General features: G+C 64.5%; 26 protein-coding genes, 1 tRNA gene and 1 pseudogene. 19 read left to right on the top strand and 9 right to left on the bottom strand.

What is annotated here, in order from left to right:
* Positions 1 to 38: 38 nt before the first annotated feature.
* Together WKH79_RS03505 and WKH79_RS03500 are read left to right on the top strand one after the other, a co-directional pair.
* Positions 39 to 839 carry a DUF1206 domain-containing protein gene (locus WKH79_RS03505; protein WP_341859616.1) on the top strand — a complete coding sequence of 267 codons (801 nt, stop codon included), beginning with the start codon at positions 39 to 41 and terminating at the stop codon, positions 837 to 839.
* A 122-nt stretch (positions 840 to 961) separates the two neighbouring features.
* Positions 962 to 1,420, top strand: coding sequence for a MaoC family dehydratase (locus WKH79_RS03500; RefSeq protein ID WP_341859615.1), 459 nt, complete (start codon positions 962 to 964; stop codon positions 1,418 to 1,420).
* Between the two features lies 1 nt (position 1,421).
* Here WKH79_RS03500 and WKH79_RS03495 read toward each other — a convergent pair whose 3' ends face one another.
* A complete protein-coding gene (locus WKH79_RS03495; RefSeq protein WP_050600577.1) occupies positions 1,422 to 1,910 on the bottom strand; it encodes a hypothetical protein in 489 nt (162 codons plus the stop codon).
* Positions 1,910 to 3,712 carry a DNA mismatch repair endonuclease MutL gene (gene mutL, locus WKH79_RS03490; protein WP_341859614.1) on the bottom strand — a complete coding sequence of 601 codons (1,803 nt, stop codon included), beginning with the start codon at positions 3,710 to 3,712 and terminating at the stop codon, positions 1,910 to 1,912. The genes WKH79_RS03495 and mutL overlap by 1 nt, the downstream gene beginning before the upstream one ends.
* 194 nt (positions 3,713 to 3,906) lie before the next feature.
* On the opposite strand from mutL, the gene WKH79_RS03485 reads away from it, so the two are divergent.
* From WKH79_RS03485 to WKH79_RS03460, 6 genes and pseudogenes are all read left to right on the top strand, one after another.
* Positions 3,907 to 4,950, top strand: coding sequence for a rod shape-determining protein (locus tag WKH79_RS03485; protein ID WP_050600579.1), 1,044 nt, complete (start codon positions 3,907 to 3,909; stop codon positions 4,948 to 4,950).
* A 13-nt stretch (positions 4,951 to 4,963) separates the two neighbouring features.
* Positions 4,964 to 5,854 (top strand): rod shape-determining protein MreC, encoded by an 891-nt coding sequence (gene mreC / locus WKH79_RS03480; RefSeq protein WP_063506112.1) that lies wholly within the window; start codon positions 4,964 to 4,966, stop codon positions 5,852 to 5,854.
* 68 nt (positions 5,855 to 5,922) lie between these two features.
* Positions 5,923 to 6,405 (top strand): rod shape-determining protein MreD, encoded by a 483-nt coding sequence (mreD, locus tag WKH79_RS03475; RefSeq protein ID WP_233997716.1) that lies wholly within the window; start codon positions 5,923 to 5,925, stop codon positions 6,403 to 6,405.
* The gene (gene mrdA / locus WKH79_RS03470) at positions 6,405 to 8,522 is read left to right on the top strand and encodes a penicillin-binding protein 2 (RefSeq protein WP_269420901.1); all 2,118 of its coding nucleotides are present in this window, start codon (positions 6,405 to 6,407) and stop codon (positions 8,520 to 8,522) included. The genes mreD and mrdA overlap by 1 nt, the downstream gene beginning before the upstream one ends.
* Positions 8,519 to 9,373, top strand: a complete 855-nt coding sequence (locus tag WKH79_RS03465; RefSeq protein ID WP_341859613.1) for an FtsW/RodA/SpoVE family cell cycle protein — start codon at positions 8,519 to 8,521, stop codon at positions 9,371 to 9,373. Before mrdA ends, WKH79_RS03465 begins: the two co-directional genes overlap by 4 nt.
* A pseudogene (locus WKH79_RS03460) lies at positions 9,286 to 9,636 on the top strand (FtsW/RodA/SpoVE family cell cycle protein); the annotation flags it as partial. The gene WKH79_RS03465 and the pseudogene WKH79_RS03460, both read left to right, overlap by 88 nt.
* Here WKH79_RS03460 and WKH79_RS03455 read toward each other — a convergent pair.
* A complete protein-coding gene (locus WKH79_RS03455; protein WP_063506108.1) occupies positions 9,633 to 10,343 on the bottom strand; it encodes a LuxR family transcriptional regulator in 711 nt (236 codons plus the stop codon). The pseudogene WKH79_RS03460 and the gene WKH79_RS03455 sit on opposite strands and share 4 nt — an antisense overlap.
* 135 nt (positions 10,344 to 10,478) lie before the next feature.
* On the opposite strand from WKH79_RS03455, the gene WKH79_RS03450 reads away from it, so the two are divergent.
* The 4 genes from WKH79_RS03450 to ribH all read left to right on the top strand — a co-directional run bounded on the left by WKH79_RS03450 (position 10,479) and on the right by ribH (position 12,776).
* Entirely contained in the window at positions 10,479 to 10,802 is a 324-nt protein-coding gene (locus WKH79_RS03450) for a hypothetical protein (protein ID WP_341859612.1), read from the top strand.
* Between the two features lie 97 nt (positions 10,803 to 10,899).
* Positions 10,900 to 10,975: transfer RNA gene (locus tag WKH79_RS03445), tRNA-Lys, on the top strand.
* Positions 10,976 to 11,103: 128 nt separating this feature from the next.
* The gene (gene ribB, locus WKH79_RS03440) at positions 11,104 to 12,348 is read left to right on the top strand and encodes a 3,4-dihydroxy-2-butanone-4-phosphate synthase (protein WP_050600602.1); all 1,245 of its coding nucleotides are present in this window, start codon (positions 11,104 to 11,106) and stop codon (positions 12,346 to 12,348) included.
* A gap of 5 nt (positions 12,349 to 12,353) precedes the next feature.
* The gene (ribH, locus tag WKH79_RS03435; RefSeq protein ID WP_050600603.1) at positions 12,354 to 12,776 is read left to right on the top strand and encodes a 6,7-dimethyl-8-ribityllumazine synthase; all 423 of its coding nucleotides are present in this window, start codon (positions 12,354 to 12,356) and stop codon (positions 12,774 to 12,776) included.
* Here the strand turns inward: ribH and WKH79_RS03430 are convergent.
* Both WKH79_RS03430 and WKH79_RS03425 read right to left on the bottom strand, forming a co-directional pair.
* On the bottom strand, positions 12,773 to 13,864 hold the full coding sequence (locus WKH79_RS03430) for a hypothetical protein (protein ID WP_341859611.1): 1,092 nt from the start codon (positions 13,862 to 13,864) through the stop codon (positions 12,773 to 12,775). The genes ribH and WKH79_RS03430 overlap by 4 nt on opposite strands.
* Positions 13,864 to 14,916: a phosphotransferase gene (locus WKH79_RS03425; protein WP_341859610.1), complete on the bottom strand. Its 1,053-nt coding sequence runs from the start codon at positions 14,914 to 14,916 to the stop codon at positions 13,864 to 13,866. Before WKH79_RS03425 ends, WKH79_RS03430 begins: the two co-directional genes overlap by 1 nt.
* Before the next feature lie 76 nt (positions 14,917 to 14,992).
* Between WKH79_RS03425 and WKH79_RS03420 the strand changes: the two genes are divergently transcribed.
* The gene (locus tag WKH79_RS03420) at positions 14,993 to 15,238 is read left to right on the top strand and encodes a hypothetical protein (RefSeq protein WP_050600605.1); all 246 of its coding nucleotides are present in this window, start codon (positions 14,993 to 14,995) and stop codon (positions 15,236 to 15,238) included.
* Positions 15,239 to 15,262: 24 nt separating this feature from the next.
* Here WKH79_RS03420 and eno read toward each other — a convergent pair whose 3' ends face one another.
* Positions 15,263 to 16,552: a phosphopyruvate hydratase gene (gene eno, locus WKH79_RS03415; RefSeq protein WP_341859609.1), complete on the bottom strand. Its 1,290-nt coding sequence runs from the start codon at positions 16,550 to 16,552 to the stop codon at positions 15,263 to 15,265.
* A 159-nt stretch (positions 16,553 to 16,711) separates the two neighbouring features.
* Here eno and WKH79_RS03410 point away from each other — a divergent pair, with 159 nt between their 5' ends.
* From WKH79_RS03410 to WKH79_RS03385, 6 genes are all read left to right on the top strand, one after another.
* Positions 16,712 to 17,329: a hypothetical protein gene (locus WKH79_RS03410; protein WP_050600607.1), complete on the top strand. Its 618-nt coding sequence runs from the start codon at positions 16,712 to 16,714 to the stop codon at positions 17,327 to 17,329.
* Between the two features lie 23 nt (positions 17,330 to 17,352).
* Complete coding sequence (locus WKH79_RS03405) at positions 17,353 to 17,790, top strand: phage holin family protein (RefSeq protein WP_082850766.1); 438 nt, start codon at positions 17,353 to 17,355, stop codon at positions 17,788 to 17,790.
* Complete coding sequence (locus tag WKH79_RS03400) at positions 17,787 to 18,110, top strand: hypothetical protein (protein ID WP_050600609.1); 324 nt, start codon at positions 17,787 to 17,789, stop codon at positions 18,108 to 18,110. The genes WKH79_RS03405 and WKH79_RS03400 overlap by 4 nt, the downstream gene beginning before the upstream one ends.
* Positions 18,111 to 18,158: 48 nt before the next feature.
* The gene (locus tag WKH79_RS03395) at positions 18,159 to 18,689 is read left to right on the top strand and encodes a hypothetical protein (RefSeq protein WP_050600610.1); all 531 of its coding nucleotides are present in this window, start codon (positions 18,159 to 18,161) and stop codon (positions 18,687 to 18,689) included.
* A gap of 107 nt (positions 18,690 to 18,796) precedes the next feature.
* Complete coding sequence (locus WKH79_RS03390; protein WP_050600611.1) at positions 18,797 to 19,027, top strand: DUF4170 domain-containing protein; 231 nt, start codon at positions 18,797 to 18,799, stop codon at positions 19,025 to 19,027.
* Between the two features lie 7 nt (positions 19,028 to 19,034).
* Positions 19,035 to 19,523, top strand: a complete 489-nt coding sequence (locus tag WKH79_RS03385; RefSeq protein WP_341859608.1) for a GNAT family N-acetyltransferase — start codon at positions 19,035 to 19,037, stop codon at positions 19,521 to 19,523.
* Here the strand turns inward: WKH79_RS03385 and greA are convergent.
* The 3 genes from greA to WKH79_RS03370 form a co-directional block, all read right to left on the bottom strand.
* Entirely contained in the window at positions 19,516 to 19,983 is a 468-nt protein-coding gene (gene greA / locus WKH79_RS03380) for a transcription elongation factor GreA (RefSeq protein ID WP_341859607.1), read from the bottom strand. The two genes, WKH79_RS03385 and greA, sit on opposite strands and share 8 nt — an antisense overlap.
* A gap of 109 nt (positions 19,984 to 20,092) precedes the next feature.
* A complete protein-coding gene (carB, locus tag WKH79_RS03375) occupies positions 20,093 to 23,416 on the bottom strand; it encodes a carbamoyl-phosphate synthase large subunit (RefSeq protein WP_341859606.1) in 3,324 nt (1,107 codons plus the stop codon).
* Positions 23,400 to 23,714: a hypothetical protein gene (locus WKH79_RS03370; protein ID WP_341859605.1), complete on the bottom strand. Its 315-nt coding sequence runs from the start codon at positions 23,712 to 23,714 to the stop codon at positions 23,400 to 23,402. Before WKH79_RS03370 ends, carB begins: the two co-directional genes overlap by 17 nt.
* Positions 23,715 to 23,748: the final 34 nt, after the last annotated feature.

The raw sequence follows: 23,748 nt of genomic DNA, 5'->3' as shown, positions 1-23,748 counted from the left end.
CACCCCGTTGCCAATCAAAGCTCAACGGGGAGACAGATGTGGTCGACAAGTCGGAAAAATTCAGCACTTTGGTACGCGTCGGATATTTCAGCCGCGCCATCCTCTATTCGGTGCTCGGCCTGATCGCGCTGACCAGCGCAGGCCGGATCAGCGAAGGCACCAACGGCATTTTCCAGGCGATCCGCGATTTCCCGCTCGGCACCGCCATCCTGTGGCTGATGGTGGTGGGATTGCTTGCCTATGCACTTTTCCGCTTCGCCTCGACATTCTTCGATATCGAGAACCACGGGACCGACACCAAGGGTTGGGCGGTAGGGCTTGGCCATGCGGGTAGCGCAATCGGCCACCTCGCCCTTGCCTATTCGGCCTACAAATTCGCCAATTCCGGCAGCGACAGCAGCGGTGGCGGCGCACAGGACGCGGCTTCGGGTGTCCTGTCGATGGAGTTCGGCGGCGTGGTGCTGGGCCTGCTCGGCATCGCCTTCTTCGCAACTGCGATCTTCCAGGCCAAGAAGGGCGCGACCGGCAGCTTCATGAACCGGATCAGCGGCCGTGCACCCTCGCAGACCCGGATCGTCGGCGGCATCGGCTATATCGCCCGCGCCGTCGTCTTCCTCGTCATCGGCTGGTCGCTGTTCAAGGCCGGTTTTCTGTCGGGCGGCTCGGACCAGGTCAAGACACTGGGCGATGCCGTGGCCAGCCTTGCGGGCGAAGGTATCATCTTCACGCTGGTGGCGATCGGCCTGCTGGCCTTCGGGATCTTCAGCCTGGTGCTGGCCCGCTACCGGATCATTCCAGACATGGGTTCCGACGGCCGGGTCCCGCAGTTCCGGGCGTAGTTCCACCACCCATCCAACGCATCAGGCGCGCGGCTTTAAACCCGCGCGCCTTTTCGCGTCGCAGGGGCGCGGCTCCATTTCCATGTTGCGTCGGCCGCGCGATTGATCCATTGCATTTTGCAATGCAGTTCTACGAAGACATCGCCATCGGGCACAAGCAGGCCTTCGGGCACTATGAAGTGACGCGTGAAGAGGTGATCGACTTCGCCTCGAAATACGATCCGCAACCCTTCCACCTCGACGACGAGGCGGCGGCGCAAACGCATTTCGGCCGCATCTCCGCCAGCGGCTGGCACACCTGTGCGATGACCATGTCGATGTTGGTCGCCAATCTCACCAAGCACAAGCAGGCGGGGCTCGGGTCACCCGGGGTCGACAAGCTGCGCTGGAAGAAGCCGGTTTACCCGGGCGACACGCTGCGCTGCGAAAGCGAAGTGATCGAGAAACGCCGCAGTGCCTCGCGCCCCGAAATGGGCATCTTCAAGAGCCATCTCACCGTCTTCAACCAGAACGACGAACCGGTGATGGAAATGGTTTCGAACGGGCTGATCCGCACACGCGATCCCGCCGGGACCGACTAGCTCAGACGCCGCATTGCGCGATGCCCGACTTGCGATAGACCACCTGGTCGTTGGCATTCGAGATCGTCAGCGTGGCGGGAAAATCGCTGACTTCCGCAGCCACTTCCTCGCCCGCATCCTCCTCGATCTCCAGCGTCATGGAATAGGCCGTCCCGTCATACTTGCTGCGCGCAAGATAGGGCAGTTCGGCGCTGCCCTTGTCGGCAGCCAGCGTCTGCATTTCGCCATCGCGCAGAAAATGCCCGGTTTCTGCCATGGCCAGCGCCACCGCCGCCACTCCCCCGCCCGCGGGCGCAAAGCTGCAGCCTGCGCCGTAGAGGTCGTATTCCTCGATCTCGCGATAGCGGATCGCGCCGGGTTCGAGCTGTTCGGGCGGCGGCGTCTGGTGCGCCTCCACTTCCGCCACGGCGGCAGCCCGCTCTTCCTCGGTCGGCTCGTCCGCACAGGCCGCCAGTCCCAGCGCCAACAGGAGCGGTATGGTAATGCGCATCAATGCCTCCCGAACAGTTTCTCGACGTCTTCCATCGACAGCTTGACCCAGGTCGGCCGGCCGTGATTGCACTGGCCTGAACGCGGGGTGCGTTCCATTTCGCGCAGCAGCGCGTTCATCTCGTCGACCCGCAGCACGCGTCCCGCGCGGACCGAGCCGTGGCACGCCATCGTGGCGAGAACGAGATCGAGCTTTTCGCCGAGCAGCAGCGCCTCGCCATTGAGCGCGAGGTCGTCATCGATATCGCGCAGCAGCTTTTCCGGATCGGTCCGCGCAATGGCGTGCGGCAGGCTGCGTACGAGCATTGCCCCGGGCCCGAAACGTTCGATCGCAAGCCCGTGTTCGGCAAGCCGGGGTGCAGCTTCCTCGAGCCGGTCGCAGCTGGTTTCGTCGAGCTCGACCACTTCGGGGATCAGCAGCGCCTGGCTGCGCGCGACCGCTTCTTCGGCGCCCGCAGCCCGCAGGCGTTCGAGCACGAGCCGTTCATGCGCGGCATGCTGGTCGACCAGCACCAGCCCGTCCTGCGCTTCGGCGACGATATAGGTGTTGGCGACCTGGCCGCGGGCAATGCCCAGGGGATAGTCCTGCGCGGACGTATCCGCCGGTACCGCTTCCTCGGCCCGGCCACGCGGCTCGGCCATGGTGCCGCCCTCGCCCGCGTGCCAGGTCCGGCCCGGCTCGGCCACGCCGGTGGCAGGCGCGGACCAGTCGCGCCCTTCGAAGATCGAGCGCAGCGCGGGCGACGGCTCCTCGCGCACGGGTTCCTGCTGCCAGCGCGCCATGGCACCCGCGTCGGGGTTTTGCGCGCTGCGCTTGTCGCCCGTCGCCAGCGCGCGGCGCAGGCCCGAGACGATGAATCCGCGCACGCCCTGTGCATCGCGGAACCGCACCTCGGTCTTGGCGGGGTGGACGTTCACGTCGACTTCTTCTGCCGGCAGGTCGAGGAACAGCGCCAGTACCGCGTGGCGATCCCGCGCGAGCATGTCGGCATAGGCGCCGCGGACTGCACCGGTGAGCAGCCGGTCCTTCACCGGGCGGCCGTTGACGAACAGATACTGGTGGTCGGCCACGCCGCGATTGTAGGTCGGCAGCCCCGCGATCCCGGTCAGGCGCATTTCGCCGCGGTCCATGTCGATCGCGACGCCGTTGTCCTTGAGCTCGCGCGCGATTAGCTGCGCGACGCGGTTGGCCAGCCCTTCCCCGGCCTGCAGCGCGAATATCCTCCGCTCGCCGTGATCGAAGCTGATCGCCACGTCGGGCCGCGCCATGGCAAGCCGCACGACCACGTCCTTGCAGGCGGCGTATTCGCTCCGCGCCGTGCGCAGGAACTTGCGCCGCGCGGGGATTTTGGCGAACAGGTTTTCGACCCGCACCCGCGTGCCGGGCGGCAGTGCGGCGGGGCCTTCGCCGGCGATCTCGCCGTGATCGACCACCCGTTTCCAGCCCTGCTCGGCCCCGGCCGGACGGCTCTCGATCGTGAACCGGGCCACGCTGGCGATGCTCGGCAGCGCCTCGCCGCGAAACCCCAGTGTCGCGACCTGTTCGATCGCCTCGTCCGGCAGCTTCGATGTCGCGTGCCGTTCGAGCGCCAACGCCATTTCGTCGGGGCTCATCCCGCAGCCGTCGTCGGTCACCTCGAGACTGGTCAGTCCGCCTTCGACCAGCTTCACCGCGATCCGCGTGGCGCCGGCGTCGATCGCGTTTTCGACAAGCTCCTTGAGCGCCGAAGACGGCCGTTCGACCACCTCGCCCGCAGCGATGCGGTTGACCAGATTCTCGGGCAGGCGGCGGATTAGCGGCATGGGCAGATCGTTCTAGCGGTGAAGCGCCGCGATTCCGAGGCAATGCGTTCACCTATCCCCCACGGGAATAGCGGAAAATTTTGGCATTCGCGCGATAATCTCGCTAAGGCTCGCCCACCATTTCCTGCTGGAGAGGTGCGAGCGGGTCGCTCCCCTTCGCCGGATCACGCGACACAACGGAAAATCGAACGAAAATGGGCTTCTGGAACAATCTCTTCAAATTCGGCGTGCAGAACATGGCGATCGACCTCGGCACCGCCAACACGCTGGTTTACGTGCAGGACCAGGGTATCGTCCTGAATGAACCAAGCGTGGTTGCGCTCGAGACGATCAACGGCATGAAGCGCGTCAAGGCCGTGGGTGACGATGCCAAGATGATGATGGGCAAGACGCCCGACAGCATCGAGGCCATCCGCCCGCTGCGCGACGGCGTGATCGCCGATCTCGACGTGGCCGAAGAGATGATCAAGCACTTCATCCGCAAGGTAAACGGGCGCAAGAGCCTGATGCGCTATCCCGAAATCACCATCTGCGTGCCGTCGGGGTCGACCTCGGTCGAACGCCGCGCGATCCGCGATGCCGCATCGAATGCGGGTGCCAGCCAAGTCTATCTCATCCTCGAACCGATGGCCGCGGCGATCGGTGCCGACATGCCCGTGACCGAACCGGTCGGCAGCATGGTCGTCGACATCGGCGGCGGCACAACCGAAGTCGCCGTGCTGTCGCTGCGTGGCCTCGCCTACACCACCTCGGTCCGCACCGGCGGCGACAAGATGGACGAAGCGATCGTTTCCTATGTCCGCCGACATCACAACCTGCTGATCGGCGACAGCACCGCCGAGCGGATTAAGAAGGATTTCGGCGTCGCACGTCCGCCCGAAGACGGCGTGGGCGAAAGCATCACGCTGAAGGGCCGCGACCTCGTCAACGGCGTGCCCAAGGAAATCACGATCAACCAGGGCCACATCGCCGAAGCGCTGTCCGAACCCATCGGCGCGATCGTCGAAGGCGTGCGCATCGCGCTGGAAAACACCGCGCCCGAGCTGGCGGCCGACATCGTCGACCAGGGCATCGTGCTCACCGGCGGCGGCGCGCTGATCGGCGGGCTGGACGAATATCTGCGCGAGGAAACCGGCCTGCCGGTCACCATCGCGGAAGATCCGCTGTCCTGCGTCGCGCTCGGCACGGGCCGCGCAATGGAGGACCCGATCTACCGCGGCGTCCTGATGACGGCTTAGGAAAGGCAGGGGAATGGCGCCGACAGGCTCACGGCGCTCGGGGTATTCTCGCAGGGCGCAGTACAATCTGTTCACCGGATACGTGATCGCGGGCATCGGCGCGCTGATCGGCGCGATCCTGCTTGCGCTTTCGTTCTTCCAGCCGCAGCTGTTCGGCGGAGTGCGCGGCGCGGCGCAGGGCGGCCTGTCGCCGGCCACCGAAACCGCCGCCACGGTGCGCACCGGATCGAAGAGCGTCTGGGAGAACATCAGCGGCTATTACCGCGCGGGTTCGAAGAACGCGCAGCTCAAGCGCGAAATGGAAATCGCGCGTATCCGGCTGCGCGAGGCCGAGGCGGTGAAGCAGGAAAACGTCCGCCTGAAGGGCCTGCTCGACCTGCACGAGGCAGAGACCAAGCCCGTCGCGGTGGCGCGGCTGGTGGGTTCGTCCGCCTCGAGCACGCGGCGGTTCGCCTATCTCGGCGCGGGCAGCGACGATGGCGTCGCGGTCGGAATGCCAGTGCGTTCGCCGCGCGGCGTTGTCGGTCGGATTCTCGAAACCGGCAGTTCCAGTTCGCGCGTCCTGCTGCTGACCGATACCGAAAGCGTGCTGCCGGTCCGCCGCGCGGGCGATGAAGTGGTCGCTTTCGCCGAAGGCCGCGGCGATGGCTTGCTGCGCATCAAGCTGATCAACCTCGGCATCAACCCGCTGGAGCCCGGCGACCTGTTCGTCACCAGCGGTGCGGGCGGCTATTATCCGCCAGGTATCGCCGTGGCGATACTGACCGAGACGACTGATGATGGCGGTCTTGCGCGGATTGTCAGCGATCCGGCGGCCGCGGACTACGTCAGCGTGGAACAGATCTACGAACCCGAAGCGGCGCTGGGCGCGGAAACCCCGATCGAACGCGAGCTGACGGATTGATGGAGCGCAACGATCCACGGGCGCGCACCGATGCCTATGGCAGCCGGATAAACCGATCGCATTCGAACATGCTGGCCAATGCGGTGCCCTGGGCATCGATCATGGTCGCGTCCATCCTGCCGGTATTCCCCATCGCCACCGCGCTGCCGGTGGTCCCGCCGCTGGGACTTCTGATGCTGCTGGGGTGGCGGCTGGTACGGCCGGGCCTGTTGCCCGTCTGGGCCGGACTGCCACTGGGCCTGATCGACGATCTGTTCAGCGGTCAGCCCTTCGGCTTCGCGATGTTCGTCTGGTCGCTGATCATGCTGGCGATCGAAGTGGTCGAGATGCGCTTGCCGTGGCGAGCCTTCTGGCAGGACTGGTTCACGGCGGGTTTATTGATCGTCGGCTACCTGTTCGCAGGCTGGCTCCTGTCGGGCGCGCAGCCCACCATCCATTCGCTCGTCGCCCTGGTTCCGCAACTCGTGCTCACCATCCTGCTTTTTCCGATCGCGGCGCGTTTCGTGGCCATGCTCGACCGCTTCCGGCTGACCCGCTGGAGAGCGCTGTAATGCGCCTGCGCCGCCGTGCCCGGCCCCGCGAGGTCGTAACCCAGTCGACGCTGGACAATGCCTTCGACCGGCGAACCTTCGTCATCGGCACCGCCATGGGCGGGCTCGGCGTGCTGCTGGCCGCGCGAATGGGCTATATCGCCATCGCCGAGAACGAGAAATACGAGCTCGAAAGCGAGAGCAACCGCGTCAACCTGTCGCTGATCCCCCCGCGGCGCGGCTGGATGCTCGATCGCAACGGCGCTCCGCTGGCTTCGAACCGGGCCGATTTCCGCGTCGACATCATTCCCGATCGCACCGAAGACCCCGATGCGACGATCGACGCGCTTACGACCATTCTCAATCTCGACGACAATCAGGCCGCCGATATCCGCAAACGGGTCGACGATGGGCCCGGCTACCAGCCCGTCGAGATCGCCTCGGGTATCAGCTATGACGAATTCGCCGCAGTCAGCGTGCGCCTGCCCGACCTTCCCGGCGTGGTTCCGCAGCGCGGCTTTTCGCGGTTCTACCCGACCGGGCCCAGCGTCGGCCATTTGCTCGGCTATGTCGGTCCGGCCAATGCCGAGGAATACGAGGAGCAGGACCGCAACCCGCTCTTGATCACGCCCGGGTACAAGATCGGCAAGGATGCGCTGGAAAAGCAGTTCGAGCTCGACCTGCGCGGTGTGCCCGGCGCGCGCCGGGTCGAAGTCACCGCTTCGGGACGGATCATCCGCGATCTCGAGACCCGCGAAGACGTCCAGGGCGATCCCGTTCGGCTGACGATCGACGGCCCGCTGCAGGACTACGCGGCGCGCCGCATCGGCCTCGAAAGCGGCTCGGTCGTCGTCATGGATTGCGAGACGGGCGACCTCTTGTGCATGGCGTCCATGCCCAGTTTCGACCCCAACAGCTTTTCGCAAGGCATCGGGCGCGTCGAATACGCCATGCTGCGCGAAGACGAGCGCGTGCCGCTGCGCAACAAGGTGCTAAAGGGCCTCTATCCCCCCGGTTCGACGGTCAAGCCGATGCATTGCATGGCCTTCCTCGATGCGGGGATCAAACCCGACGAGGCGATTATGTGCGGTGGCGGGCGGCGGATCGGCAACCGCTTCTTCAATTGCTGGAGCAATCACGGCCGGGTCGACATGGCGAAAGCCATCTATCAGAGCTGCGACAGCTATTTCTACCATTTCGCGCAGCAGATCGGTTTCGCCAAAGTCGCCGAATGGGCGCACAAGATGGGTCTGGGCGAGGAATTCCCCCTCCCCGTGACCAGCCAGTTCTACGGCACCGTGCCCTCCCCCGAATGGAAGCAGCGCAAGCACGACAGTGCCTGGCAGCCCTATGACACGGTGAATTCCTCGATCGGCCAGGGTTACTACCTGACCAACCCGCTGCAGCTGGCGGTGATGAGCGCGCGGATGGCAACCGGGAACAGGGTCATGCCGCGCCTGCAGCTGACCGGCGAAACCCCGCAGTTCGAGCATTTCGATTTCAGCCCCGACGAGATCGGCTATGTCCGCCAGGCGATGAGCGACGTGGTCAACGGACCGGGCACCGCCGGGCGTGCGCGCCTGCCGTTCGACGACATCAAGATGGCCGGCAAGACCGGAACCGCGCAGGTCGTCTCGCTCAGCGTGTCCAATGGCCGGACCGGCCCCTGGAAGTATCGCGACCACGGATTGTTCGTGTTCTTCGCGCCCTTCGACAAACCGAAATACGCCGGCGCGGTGGTGATCGAGCACGGCGGCGGCTCGGGCGCGGCCTATCCCATCGCCCGCGATGTGATGACCTTCATGTTCGACCCGGCCAAGGGCATGGACGCACTGCGCCCGCTCGAGGAACAGTGGGGCGGCAGCGCGCAGGAACGGCTGGATGCGAAATACCGCGCCTATGCCGCCGCGCAGGGTGAGGCGGTGCCCCCGGCCCCCTCGCGCGACGAGGATATCTTCGACCAGGTCGAGGCCGAAGCCCGCGTCGCGGCCCGCCAGCCCGAAAGCATTGCCGAAGAAGTCGGCCCCTCGCGCGTCGATACCCGTTCGCCCGAGGAAGTGTCGCAAGCCGCAGCCAGCGCGCGGGCGGACGCCGCGCAGGGCGATCCTGCCGCGCCCCCGCCGGACACCAGTGAATGAGCTCGATCGTTCCTGTGCCGATCGCGCGGCAGCCCTGGCAGATGCTGTTCCCGCTGTTCGTCCTGATCGCCTTCGGGGCGCTGGTCCTGTTCTCGGCGGCGGGTGGCAGCTGGGATCCCTACGCCTCGTCGCACGTGATCCGCTTCAGCGTGTTCCTGGTCATGGCGTTCGTCCTCAGCCGGTTCTCGCGCGAGCTGGTGCTGTTCTTCGCCTTCCCGATCTACGGCGTCGTCCTGGCAATGCTGCTTGCGGTGGAGGCGATCGGCTTCGTCGGTGGCGGCAGCCAGCGTTGGCTCAATCTCGGCTTCATGCAGCTGCAACCGTCCGAGCTGATGAAGCCCGCGGTCGTGCTGGTTCTCGCGCGCTACTATTCCACATTGCCGGTCGGCATGGTCCCGACGCTCGGCGCGCTTGTCGTGCCCGGCCTGCTGATCCTGACCCCCGTGGCGCTGGTGCTGCTGCAACCTGATCTGGGCACGTCGCTGGCGATCGTCTTCGGCGGGTCGATGGTGATGTTCGCCGCCGGCCTGCCGCTGCGCTGGTTCATCGGTGCGGCTGCGGCGGGCGCGGTTCTGGCGCCGGTCGCGTTCTTCTTCGGTCTGCAACCCTATCAGCAGAAGCGCGTGTTCACCTTCCTCGATCCCGAAAGCGACCCGCTGGGTGATGGCTATCACATCACCCAGTCGAAGATCGCCATCGGTTCGGGCGGTTTCTCGGGCAAGGGCTTCAACGAAGGTTCGCAGAGCCATCTCAACTACCTGCCCGAACCGCATACCGATTTCATCTTCGCCACCATGGCGGAAGAATGGGGTTTTCTGGGGGAATCGTGGTGCTGGGCGCTTTCGCGATGATCCTGCGCTGGGGCCTGTCAGTCGCGCGCGCCAGTAGCGACCGCTTCGGCAAGCTGATCGCGCTGGGCATGACCGCGACGATCTTCTTCTATGTCGCGATCAATTTGATGATGGTCATGGGGCTTGCCCCCGTGGTGGGCATCCCGCTGCCGTTCATGAGCCATGGCGGCAGTTCCATGCTGACCAACATGATCTGCATCGGATCGCTGATGCTAGTCCACCGCTGGAACCGCAAGGCGCCGCGCACCGGGCTGCTGCGCTAAAGCTCGACCAATCCCAGCTTGAGCGCGCGCACCGTCGCGGTGACCCGGTCATTGGTGTCCAGCTTGTCGAAGATCCTCCGGGTATAGGTGCGTACGGTTTCGGGCGAAATGTCGAGGATCGTTCCGATATCGACCGACGACTTGCCCCGCCCCATCCATTCGAGCACCTCGCGTTCGCGTTCCGACAGCGAGACAGACGCCCGGCCGCCATCCATGATCTTGCAGATCTGGAGATGCGCCGCGAGCAGCAGCGAATGGATCTGCTGCAATTGCTCGTTCGAGAAATCGGCAGGGTCGCGCTCGAATCGCATCGAGCAATAGGCATTGCGGTTGCGCGGGCCGAACACGGCGAAACCGACCCAGTTGTCGACCCCCGCAGTGACGGTTTCCTCGAAGAACCGCTCGGCCTTCGGGTCGCCGCGGCCGAGCTCGATCGCGTCGCGCCAGACCAGCACCGGTCCGTATTGGAACGTCAGTCGAGGAACCGGATCGATCTCGCGCCACGCACCACTGACGTAGCGCCGCTGGAATTCGAGCGGATAGTCACGCGACCAGATGAAGGTCTTCTTGGAAGTCTGCGATTCGAAGATCGGCGTGAAATGGTAGCTGAACCAGGTGGCACCATTGTCGAGGCAGTTTTCGTAGACGAATTCCAGTATGGCCTCGCAATCGGCCATCTTGGCAATATCTGCCGCAAAATCCCACATCGCCTAATCAGCCCAAGTGCTTGTCCCCAAATTGAGGGACTGCACATGTATCAGATTCGACTGCATAAGGACAACCAACGAACCGAAGGTGACGAAGGTAGGGCTAGTCGCTGGAGAACCAGGACATCTGACAGAATGACGCCCGAAAACCATTTGCAGAAAATACACGACGGCGATTTTGCATCGTGCGGCAGCTGCAGCTTCGACACCTGCTGCCCCAAGATTCGCGACCTCGTCCTGTCCGCCGTGCGTCACGCCCAGGCCCGCGACAAGCCGATGACGGTCTGGGATCTGCCCAACGCGACCGACCTCACGCTGAAGGCCGCCTACGCCGCGGTACGGAATCTGGAATGCGAGCGACTGCTGGTGATCGGCGACTGGTCGGGCCACCCGTTCGATGCGGTCCTGGCAGTGGCGGAGCCGGCGTCGGACACGAACCGGCACCAGCGCGCGGCATGATCCGCATTTAGGGCTTTTCATCCGCGAGAAGCCCGCTATATGAGCGCCTCCCGAGTCGGGAACGCCCCTTCCACGGGGCCGCGGTACGCCGCAGTGTGGACGCATAGCTCAGTTGGTAGAGCAGCTGACTCTTAATCAGCGGGTCCTAGGTTCGAGCCCTAGTGCGTCCACCACCTTCCCCATTCCGTCATACCCCACACGCCGGTCCAACGACCATGGCTTTGCGCGCGAGGATGGTTCGTCACACTCGATGTGATACTCGCCATTGGCAATCACATTACGATGTGATACCTCGCCCGCCATGGATACGATCGAAAAAGTTCGCACACTCGTCTCGCAGGGCCTGATGACTCGCGCCGGGCTTGCCCGGGCGGCTGGCCTGCACGCCAACACGCTGCGCGACTGCGCCGAGGACAGCTGGAACCCGACCTCCGAAACGCTCGGCAAACTCGAGGCTTTCCTCGAAGCCAATGACGACACCCCGGTTATCGTCGGCGCCGAGGAGATCATCGACGAGGCACGCAATGGCCGCATGTACATCCTCGTCGACGATGAGGACCGTGAGAACGAGGGCGATCTGATCATCCCCGCGCAGATGGCCACGCCCAGCGCGATCAATTTCATGGCCACGCATGGCCGCGGGCTGATCTGCCTGTCGCTTGACCGCAAGCGCGTCGAGGCGCTGGGGCTCGAACCGATGAGCCGCGACAATCGCGAAAGCATGCAGACCGCTTTCACCACCTCGATCGAGGCCAAGGAAGGCGTCACCACGGGCATCAGCGCGGCCGACCGGGCCCGCACGGTCACCGTGGCGATCGATTCGGCCAAGGGTCCGGACGATATCGTCACCCCGGGTCATGTCTTCCCGCTCGCGGCGCGCGACGGCGGCGTGCTCGTCCGCGCCGGCCATACCGAGGCGGCGGTCGACATCTCGCGCCTTGCCGGGCTCAACCCCTCGGGCGTGATTTGCGAGATCATGAACGAGGACGGGACGATGGCCCGCCTCGATGACCTGATCGGCTTCGCGCGCAAGCACGACATGAAGATCGGCACGATCCGCGACCTGATCGAATACCGCATGCGGCATGACCACCTCGTCGAACGCGTGGCCGAAGACGGCTTCGAATCCGATTACGGTGGCGACTGGCGGCTGATCACCTATCGCAACACGGTCGACGAAAGCGAAAGCTACGTCCTGCAGAAGGGGCATGTCGTCGAAGGCCAGCCCACGCTCGCGCGCGTCCACCCGATTTCGATCTTCGATGATGTCCTCGGCAAGCCCGGCCCGCGCAAGCGTACGCTGCAGCGCGCAATGCAGGCCGTGGGCGATCATGGCTCGGGCGTGATCGTGCTGATCACCGGGCGGCCCGCGGGCAATCGCGGCTACAGTGAAAGCGATTCCCAGCGCAATGTCGGCATCGGCTCGCAGATCCTCGCCGATCTCGGGATCGACGACATGATCCTGCTCAGCAATTCGCAGCCCAATGTCGTCGCGATCGAAGGCTACGGCCTCAACATCGTCGACCACCTGCCCATTCCGGAGTGACCCCCATGGCCCGTTTCCTTATTGTCGAAGCCCGTTTCTACGACCATCTCAATGACATGCTCGTGGCCGGTGCACGCGCCGCGCTCGAAGCGGCGGGACACGACGTCGATGTCCTCACCGTGCCCGGCGCACTGGAAATCCCCGGCGCGATCGCGCTGGCCTCGGAAAGCGGCCAGTATGACGGCTATGTCGGCATCGGCGTGGTCATCCGCGGCGAGACCTACCATTTCGAGATCGTCGCCGGCGAAAGCGCCCGCGGGATCATGGCACTGACGATGGACGGCATGGCCATCGGCAACGGCATCCTGACGGTCGAGAACGAGGACCAGGCGCTGGTTCGCGCGGATCCCAAGCAAAAGGACAAGGGCGGTGAAGCCGCGCAGGCCGCCATGGCCCTCCTGAAGCTGCAGGAACGCTTCGCCGGCTAACGCGCTCCGTCGAGGAACTCGTCGAGGCCCAGCGGGGCGAATGGGCCGATGATCAGCTGTTCGAACACGCCGATCCCTTCGGACCCATCGCTTCCCGTGACCAGGACGGGAACCTGGACATGCAGGTTTTCCGGCGCCAGCGGGTCGCAATCCGCCAGCACGATGTCTTCGCGTTCGATCCTGAGCGGGCCGTGGTGCATACCGTGGCCCCACTCGGGGCTGGTGTAGCCCAGCCCGCGCATTTGGAACCGGCCCAGCGGTTCGAAAGTGACCTGTTCGGGCGCACCGCGTAGCGCGAGCGACAGCGTGCCCCCCAGCGGCCAGCGAGTCCCCGGTTCGAGCCGGGTACGCATGCTGCCGTGCCCTTCTGCAACCTCTGCCGCGCCCGCGCCCTCCCCGGCCCATGCGGCGCGGGTGTTCCACGCCTTGCCGTGCTGGTCGTTGTTGACGTGGAAGAACAGGCTGCCGGCGGGGAAATTGATCGGCGTCCACTGCCAGAAAAAGCCGGGAAGCGGCGCACCGGGCATGGGCTGCGGGTCGCGCGCGCCGATCGGGCGGACACCCCAGCTGCGATCGCGCGTCCCCATCGAACCGGCTGCCAGGTCCTGCTTCTCGCCATCGACCTCGATCCACCCGGCATAGCGGCCGTTCTGGGTCATCCGCGTGGAGTCCATGAAGGCGCGCGGGCCGATACGGTGCGTGAAGCGCGGTTCCTCGATCGGGAAGGCGCGCCCGGTGAAGGTGATATCCGCGGCGACTCCTTCGAACGGTTCCACGCGCAGGCGGAGCACGTTGAGCGCCTCGACGATTTCGATCGAGATCGGCCCTACCGCCATCGCCATCCGCTCCATCCCCAGTTCCGCACTGGCGTGGACGCAGTGCTGGACCCCGTCGCGAACCACGGTGAAATGCGCGTCGATGATGTCGAGATGTGGATAGACCCCCAGCGCGGCGGCGAAGAACCCGCTCCCGTCGGGGGCATAACCATTGAAGAAATAGCGGTCGTAGAAATTGCGATCGGTGCCCGAATAGGCCACCGGCTCGGCGGTCTGGTGGATCGGATATTCGTCTCCGCGGCTGAGAACCACTAGATCACCTCTTTCAATGCTTCGATACTGCCGCGCGCCTGCGCGAGCGAACAGGCGCCGCGCGCCATGGACAGGAAATTGGCATCCCCGCGTTCGGTCCGTTCCACGAAGGCGGCGCTGAACACTGCGGTCGAAACCCCGTGGAGGATCCCCAGTCGGTAATCGCGCTCGATCTCGTCGTGGGTCAGCGCAACGCCGCGCTCGCGCATTTCCGCGCGCCACAGGTCGAGCAATTCACGCTCGTGTTCGCGCCATAGTCTTTCGCCCACGCCGCACCCGATGAAGTAGCCGACATCGGTCATCGGGCGGCCGGCCGCGACGGTCTGCCAATCGAGTATGGCGATCGGCTCTTGCCCGCCGCGAATATCGAACAGCATGTTGTCGAGCCGGAAATCGCCATGCATGAGGCATTGCGGGGGATCCTCGCGCCCGAACCAGGCGGAACTCGCCTCGGCCAGCTGGTCGCATACCGCCATGCAGTCCGGGTCGAGACTGTCGGCGTAGCGCTCGCGGAAGATCGCCTGGGCCTGCGGATACATCGCGCCGAGCCGTTCGCGCAGGTCCGGCGGCGGCGCGATCCAGTCCGCCTCGAGCAATTCGGCACGGGCCCAGCTCGGCGCGTGGATCGCGGCCGCCTGGCGGATTGCCGCACGGGCGTCGGCGATATCGCAGCCGGCAATCTGGTCTCCTTGCCGGGCGGGACCGACATCCTCGAACACCAGCAGGAAATCGGCGCCGGTCTCATCGGCATCCGCGAAGAAGACCCGCGGCGCGCGCACATCGAGCAGCGGCGCAGCCTCCCGGTAGAATGCCACTTCCTTGCGATAGAGGCCGAACATCGCGGCTGTCGTCCGGCTGGCGGTGTCTGCGGCGGGAAACTTGCCCGCCAGCGTCGGCGGCACATCGCCATCGCCCTCGATAAAGAACCGGACGCTGTCCCCGACCTGTCCGGTGCCGATCGGCTCCCAGCGCAGGGCATCGACCCGCACGCCGAGCTGTCCGCCCAGCCACGCGGCCGTGACCTCGTCCGGATGTACCGGAAATCGTTCCAAGCCCCTCTCCACCAAGAGCAATGAGGGAACGCTAGCGGGCGATATGCGTCCTGACAATCATGCAGGATACAACCCCATGAACGGCCCCCTCGAATGGATCACCTCCATCGGGACGGTCGCCGCCGCATCGATGATCGCCTTCGACCTCGGACGCCGGGCAACCGCGTGGGGCTTCGTGCTGTTCTGCCTCGTTTCGGCGCTGTGGATCTACATCGGGCTGACCGAAGACGCAGTGCCGCTCGCCGCGATGAACGGCGTGCTGCTGCTGATCAACGCCTGGGGCGTGTGGCAATACTGGTTTCACCCGAAGAACAGCGCCTAGCGCCGCTCCGGACGGAAGCGCTGGTCAGGAACCGATACGGCCGAAGCAGTGATGCCCGGCATAGGCCGCGCTGTCGCCCAGTTCTTCCTCGATCCGGATCAGCTGGTTGTATTTCGCCAGACGGTCCGAACGCGCGAGGCTGCCGGTCTTGATCTGACCGCAATTGGTCGCGACCGCGAGATCGGCAATCGTCGCGTCTTCGGTTTCACCCGAACGGTGCGACATGACTGCCGTGTAACCCGCGCGGTTGGCGATGCTGACTGCTTCGAGCGTTTCCGACAGGGTGCCGATCTGGTTGACCTTGACCAGCAGCGAATTGGCGAGACCCTGGTCGATCCCGTCGCGCAGGCGCTGCGGGTTGGTGACGAACAGGTCGTCTCCCACCAGCTGGACGGTGTTGCCGATCCGATCGGTCAGCGCCTTCCAGCCTTCGAAATCGTCTTCCGCCATCCCGTCTTCGATCGAGCGGATCGGATAGTCGCGGCACAGCTTGTCAAGATATTCGGCCATGCCCGGCCCATCGAGCGACAGGTCCTCGCCCGAGATACGGTACTTGCCGTCCTTGAAGAATTCGGTCGAGGCGCAGTCGAGCGCCAGCGCGATATCCTCGCCCGGCTTGAAGCCGGCCTGCTCGATCGAGGCCATGATGAAATCGAGCGCGTCGCGCGTGCTGGCGAGCTCGGGGGCGAAGCCGCCCTCGTCGCCCACTGCGGTGGCGAGGCCTTTCTCATGCAGCTTCTTCTTGAGCGTGTGGAACACTTCGGCCCCCCAGCGGACCGCTTCGGCAAGGCTGTCCGCGCCGATCGGCATGACCATGAATTCCTGGATGTCGATCGGATTGTCGGCATGTTCGCCGCCATTGATGATGTTCATCATCGGCACCGGGAGGACGTGCGCCGAGACACCGCCGATATAGCTGTAGAGCGGCAGGCCGCGGGCATTTGCCGCCGCCTTGGCCACCGCCATGCTGGTGCCGAGAATGGCATTGGCGCCCAGGCGTCCCTTGTTCGCCGTGCCGTCGAGAGCGATCATCGAAAGGTCGATGTCGCGCTGGTCCTCGGCATCGAAGGCGCCGACCAGCAGATCGCTGATTTCCGTGTTCACCGCGTCGACCGCTTTGGTCACGCCTTTGCCGAGATAGCGCTCGCCGTCACCGTCGCGCAGTTCGACCGCTTCATGCGCCCCGGTCGATGCGCCGCTCGGCACCGCGGCCCGGCCGAAGCTGCCGTCGTCGAGCAGGACATCGACTTCTACCGTGGGATTTCCGCGCGAGTCGAGGATTTCGCGGGCGTGAATGTCGATGATCGCGGTCATGGTTGGTGACGCTCCCGGCAAAGGTGTTGTAATTAGCTAAGACACTCCCGATCTGGGAGTCGCGGAGGCTCTATGCGCCGGAACATTGCTGCGCAAGTTGCGTTGCACCATCGAAGGCGTATCGCCGAACCAATACAGACCGAGGGGAAGGACAAAACGATGGCAGACACACCCGCAGCCGGCGCGCCGAAAAAGCGCAAGACCCCGGCCACCAAGACATCCGCAGCCAAGAAGACCAAGGCTGCCAAGAAACCCGCAGTACAGGAGACAGCCCCCATGACCGACACCGCTACTTCGACCGACCATCGCAGCGAAGCCAAGTCGCGCTTCAACGCCGCGCTTGAAGAAGCCAAGGCCGGTGCCGCCGCGCTGAAGGCGGAAGGCAAGGACCGCGCGAATGCCTATCGCGAGCAGGCGAAGGGCAAGGGCAACGACTGGACTGCCGATGCCAAGGCTGCCGGCGAAGATGCCAAGGTCAAGGGCGTCGAATTGGCGACCGAAGGCAAGGTCAAGGCAGGCGAAGGCCTCCGCTCGCTCAGCAAGATGGTGAACGAGAACGCCTATCAGATCGACGAGAAGCTGGGTGCCAAGTACGGCGACTATGCCCGCAACGCTTCGAAATCGCTCGACGGCTATGCATCGCGCCTCGATGAGAAGAGCGTCGACGAACTGGTCGAAGACGGCCGTGAATTCGTCCGTCGCAGCCCCGGCAAGGCGATCGGTATCGCCGCAGTCGTCGGCTTCATGGTCTCGCGCCTGTTTCGCGGTTCGCGCTAAGGACTGTGACGACGGGGGCATACATGCGCGATGACAACACCGAGCGGGCCGCGGATCATCCCGGCCCGCTCGATCTTCCCGATGGGCACGGCGCCGATCCCGCGCCGACCGATGCGAACCAGCAGCCATTCTCGCTGGTGGACGACGTCTTCGCACTGATCGAAGACGGCAAGACCTATGCCGAGGCGGAAGTCCGCTTCCAGAAAAGCCGCGCCGGTTTCGTCGGCAACCGCATCAAGGGTGCGATTGCCTTCGGCCTTGGCGCGTTCGGCGTGTTTCACCTTGCCTTGATCGCCGCGACCGTCGGGCTGGTCATCGCACTGGCTCCCATCGTGGGGCCGTGGGGTGCAACCGCTATCGTGACGCTGGCACTGATAGCTGCCGGCATCGCGCTGCTGTGGCTGCTGAAGGGCCGCCTCGACGATATCCGCGACGCCTTCGACGATGGAGAGAGCGAATGACCGATCGTCTCGCCCGCATGCTCGAAGACAAGTATCTGCGCGATTCCGCGCGGGCCCTGGTCGAAGCGGATATCGAACATCTCAAGACCGACGTGTCTCAGAAAAGCCTTGCCACACGCGCGATGGAGCGCGCCCGCGAAGGCGCAGCCGAGCTCTATGAGGAAGCCATCGACATCGCGGACGACAACAAGGGGGCACTCGCTGCCCTGCTTGCCGCAGTGGTCCTGTGGTTCGCGCGCAACCCGATCCTGGAGATGCTCGGCTTTGCATCCGACCATGACGGCGCAGACCGCGCTGATGACGACGATGCGGAACATTAGGCGCACGGCGCACGTTGGACTGACGAACAGCAAATTCGGAGAAACACCATGGCAGACACTGCAGAAACCAACGTCACGCCCATCAGCGCGGACAGCAAGCTGACCGACGAACAGAAGCGCGAAAAGCTGCGCGAGCGCATCGAAGCAGGCGAACAGCGCAACGAGGAACGCACGCTGGCCGAACAGGCCAAGGATGCTGCCGATAGCGCAATGGAATTCACCAAGAAGCATCCCTTTGCAGTCGTCGGCGGTGTGCTGCTTGCCGGCCTCGCAATTGGCGCGATGACGCGTCCGGGCCGCCGGATCGGGCGGCGCGGCGGTGCCTTCGCGGCGCTCGCGGCCGACACCGCCCTCGCCTATGGCGCGCGGATGGTCGACGGAGTGCTCGATGGAGCGCAATATGCCGGGGACCGGATCGAAGACCTGGGCGAAAGCACCGCGACCACCGCACGTGGTCTGCGCCGCGACGCCGCCTACAAGCTCGATGTTGCCGGCGACGCGCTGCGCGCATCGAGCCGTAAGGCCGGTCGCAAGGGCAGCCGCGCCTACCGTTCGTTGCGGACACGCATCACCCACTGATCGCGTGAAACAAACCGATGCCGTAGCGGCGCGCCGGGCTTGCCTGTCGCGCCGCTTTCGCTATGTGCGGCACGCATTCCTCCCTCCCCATCGAGAAAGAAACAGCCATGGAAGAAAAAGAGAGCAAACAGACGCTCTACCTCGTCATGGGCGGCCGTGTGTCCGACCCGCGCAGCGTGACCTTCACCGATCCCGAGAGCCTGCATGTCGCGGGTGTGTACAGCACCTATGAGAATGCGGTCGAAGCGTGGCGCTCGAACGCGCAGCGCACCGTGGACGACGCCGAAATGAAGTACGTGATCGTCCACCTGCACAAGCTGCTCGATCCCGGCGCCTGATCGCGCGATGGCCCATGTCGTCAGGCCTTACCGCGATGACGATGCCGAAGCGCTGGCCGGGATACTGGCGGCGGCGATCACCCGGATCGGCCCCGCCGCCTATTCCGCCGAGCAGGTCGCTGCCTGGTCGGCGCGGCATCCCGGGGCCGCGCAGTACCGCCAGCGCGCGGGGGCAGGCGACGTCATCTTCGTGGCCGCGGATACCGCCGATCTGCCGGTCGCGTATCTGTTGATGGAACCCGATGGTCATGTCGACCATCTTTATATCCATCCCGATCACACGCGGTGCGGACTGGCCACGCAACTGCTTGCCGCGGCCGAGACGCATGCCCGGCGCGAGGAGTTCAGCCGCCTCTACACCGAGGCGAGCGATCTTGCGCGCCCCGTTTTCGCCCGCGCAGGCTATGCGGCGACGAAAAAGCGCGAATTCGCCATCGCCCATGAGGGTCGGGAAGTCCCGATCCACAATTGGGCGATGGAAAAGACGCTCAGATGAACTCGATTTTCTCGATCAGGTAGAACTTTTCGCCCGAGGGCACGGTCACTTCGACCTCTTCCCCGAGCTGCTTGCCGATCAGCGCGCGGCCGATGGGCGAATTGTAGCTGATGCGGCCCTTCCCCGCATCGGCCTCGGTCTGGCCGACGATCTGGTACCTGATCGGCTTCTCGTCCTCGTCCAGCAGCGTCACCGTGGCACCGAAGATGACACGGTGACCCGAGAGCGTCGCCGGATCTATGATCTGCGCGCGGCTGACCTTGTCCTCGATATCGGAAATGCTCGCCTCGACCTGGCCCTGGCGTTCCTTGGCCGCGTGGTATTCGGCATTTTCCGACAGGTCGCCATGTGCCCGCGCTTCCTCGATCGCATCGACGATCAACGGGCGCTCGGCGCGCAGGACCTTGAGGTCTGCAGTCAGCTTTTCATAGCCCTCGGCCAACATCGGCACTTTTTCCATGGGCTTGTGTCCTTCCTGTTCCAGCATTACTTCCCGACAATCCTACCGCGGCCCGCAGCGTGCGGAACCAGGCCGGTTCGAATATGAGGAGGAATACGCGTGTTCTTCGTCAGCTATAATAGTCTTGCAACGAACGCACTTCAAGCTGGTCGGGCGAAACCTCTGCTATCGCCTGTGCAACGGCAAGGCAGGCAGCGGCGGTGGTGTAATAGGGCAGCTTCTTTTCCAGCGCGGCTTCGCGGATCGACTTGCTGTCGAGCAATGATTGCCACCCCTCGGTGGTGTTGAAGATCAGCTGCACATCGCCGTCGATAATCGTGTCGACCACATGCGGGCGCCCTTCGGCCACCTTGTTGACCAGTTCGACGTCCACGCCCTGCTGCGCGAGATAGGACTGCGTGCCGTCGGTGGCGATGACGCGGAAGCCCTTGTCCAGCAGCGTGCGCACTGCCGGCACGATCAGCGGCTTGTCGGTGTCCTTGACCGATACGAACAGCGTACCCGACTGCGGCGGTGTCATGCCTGCGCCCAGCTGCGACTTGAGGAAGGCCGCCGCGAAACCGCGGTCGATGCCCATCACTTCGCCGGTCGATTTCATCTCGGGCGACAGCACGGGGTCCGCCCCCGGGAAGCGCGCGAAGGGGAACACCGCTTCCTTGACTGCCATGTGGTTGGGGTTGAGATCGAACGGTTCGAACGCGCTCAGCGGCTCGCCCGCCATGACGCGCGCGGCGACCTTGGCGATGGGCCGGCCGATCGCCTTGGCGACGAAGGGCACGGTGCGGCTGGCGCGCGGATTGACCTCGATCAGGTAAACCTCGCCATCCTTGACCGCGAACTGCACGTTCATCAGGCCGCGTACACTCAGCGCCACCGCCAGTTCGGTAGCTTGGCGTTCCATCTCCCCGATAATCTCGGCGGGCAGGCTGTAAGGCGGCAGCGTGCAGGCGCTGTCGCCCGAATGGACTCCGGCTTCCTCAATATGCTGCATCACGCCGGCGATCCGCACCTCGGTGCCGTCGGCAACCACATCGACATCGCATTCGATCGCATCGCGCAGATACTGGTCGACCAGCACCGGGCTGTCGCCGCTGACATTGACCGCCGTGGCGATATAGTCGTCGAGCTGCGCTTCGCTGTCGACGATTTCCATCGCGCGGCCGCCGAGCACGTAGCTCGGGCGTAGCAGCACGGGATAGCCGATCCGCGCCGCGACCGCGGCGGCCTCGTCGCGGCTCTTGGCGATGCCGTTCATCGGCTGCTTGAGCTTGAGCTTGTTGATCAGCTTGGCAAAACGTTCGCGGTCTTCGGCAAGGTCGATCGCATCGGGCGAAGTGCCGAGGATCGGAATGCCTTCGCGTTCGAGCGCGGCGGCCAGCTTGAGCGGGGTCTGCCCGCCGAACTGGACAATGACGCCGACCACTTCGCCCTTCGACATCTCGACGCGCATGATCTCGAGCACGTCTTCCTCGGTCAGCGGCTCGAAATAGAGCCGGTCCGAAGTGTCGTAATCGGTCGAGACGGTTTCCGGATTGCAATTGACCATGATGGTTTCGAACCCGGCCTCGGCCAGTGCGAAACAGGCGTGGACGCAGCAATAGTCGAACTCGATACCCTGCCCGATGCGGTTGGGTCCGCCGCCCAGGATCACGATCTTCTTGCGGTCGGACGGCATCGCCTCGTCCTCGGCCTCGCCGAAGCTGGGCGCTTCATAGGTCGAATACATATAGGGCGTGATCGCCTCGAATTCGGCGGCGCAGCTGTCGATCCGCTTGTACACCGGATAGACCCCGAGCTTGCGGCGCAGGTCGCGCACTTCCTGCTCGCTGGTGGCCCCCGCCATGGCACGCAGCGCGTCATGCAGCAGCCCCGAACGCTTGGCCTGCGTCTCGCCGAGCCCGCCGGCCACGCCGACCGAGCGGACCGCCAGCGTGGCCAGGCGCTTGTCGGAGAAGCCCATCGCCTTCAGCCGGCGCATTTCGTCCGCCGTATTGGGCAGGCCATTGTGCGCGATCATCTTCTCTTCGTAGATGATCGCTTCGATCTGGCGCAGGAACCACGGGTCGAAACCGGTGATCCGGGCGATTTCCTCGACGGTGAAATCCTCGCGGAAGGCCTGCGCGATCTTGAGGATGCGGTCGGGCGTCCGCTTTGACAGCGAGGCGGTGATGACCTCGCGGCTGACGCCTTCGAATTCGGTGATGCGGTTGAACCCGTCGAGCCCGGTTTCGAGCCCGCGCAGCGCCTTCTGCATCGATTCGGCAAAGCAACGGCCGATCGCCATGACCTCGCCGACCGATTTCATCGCGGTCGACAGCTCGTTCTTCGATCCTTTGAACTTCTCGAATGCGAAGCGCGGGATCTTGGTCACGACATAGTCGATCGTCGGTTCGAAACTGGCCGGGGTCGCGCCAGTGATCTCGTTCTGGATTTCGTCGAGCGTGTAGCCCACCGCCAGCTTGGCGGCGACGCGCGCGATCGGGAAGCCGGTGGCCTTCGATGCCAGCGCGGAGGAACGTGATACGCGCGGGTTCATTTCGATCACGATCAGGCGGCCGTCGGCGGGATTGACCGCGAACTGGACATTCGAGCCGCCGGTTTCGACACCGATCTCGCGCAGCACGTTGATGCTGGCGGTGCGCATGATCTGGTATTCCTTGTCGGTCAGCGTCAGCGCGGGCGCCACGGTGATGCTGTCGCCGGTATGCACCCCCATCGGATCGACATTCTCGATCGCGCAGATGATGATGCAATTGTCCTTGCGGTCGCGCACCACCTCCATTTCGTATTCTTTCCAACCGAGGAGCGATTCCTCGATCAGGACTTCGGTGGTGGGCGAGGCATCGAGCCCGTCGCGGACGATCCGTTCGAACTCGGCCTTGTTGTAGGCGATGCCGCCGCCGGTCCCGCCGAGCGTGAAGCTGGGGCGGATGATCGACGGCAGGCCGGTGCGTTCGAGCACCGCATAGGCCTCGTCGACCGTGGTGGCGACGCCGCTGCGTGCGCTTTCGAGGCCGATCTTGTCCATCGCCTCGCGGAAACGCTGGCGGTTCTCCGCCTTGTCGATCGCATCGGCATCGGCGCCGATCATCTGCACGCCGTATTTCTCGAAGGTGCCGTCGTTGAACAAAGCCAGCGCGCAGTTGAGCGCGGTCTGCCCGCCCATCGTGGGCAGCACCGCATCGGGGCGTTCCTTCTCGATGATCTTGGCGACGATCTCGGGCGTGATCGGCTCGACATAGGTCGCGTCGGCCATATCCGGATCGGTCATGATCGTGGCGGGGTTGGAGTTGACCAGGATGACCCGGTAGCCCTCTTCCTTCAGCGCCTTGATCGCCTGCGTGCCGGAATAGTCGAACTCGCAGGCCTGGCCGATTATGATCGGACCAGCGCCAATGACGAGGATCGAGGAGATGTCAGTACGTTTGGGCATCTTGGTCCGTTATCATCTGAATGTGGAGGGGAAAGCCTTCGACCCGCGCGCGTTCGAACACGCATTGTATCGTGAGGTCGTTCTCTTCATTGATTTTTAGAAGCGAGAACGGGACGCCATCGAGACCATTTGCATCTTTCATGTAGAACTGCTTGGCACCGCATTGTCTCAGCAACTTGCCGCTTGTTTGAGCGATAGCTTCCATTTCATTTAGCTCATTGGGAGTAAGTGCACGTTCGGAAACGCTGAGATAGGGCTCGATGATCTTCTTGCCCGAAAAGGCAAAGTTAGTCGCCATCACAGCGACCGAAGATGTCGCGGCCCCCAAGGCA

The organism is Qipengyuania sp. GPGPB31 (assembly GCF_038396345.1).
Taxonomy (GTDB): Bacteria; Pseudomonadota; Alphaproteobacteria; order Sphingomonadales; family Sphingomonadaceae; genus Qipengyuania; species Qipengyuania citrea.
This window is presented reverse-complemented; position numbering and strand designations above follow the sequence as displayed.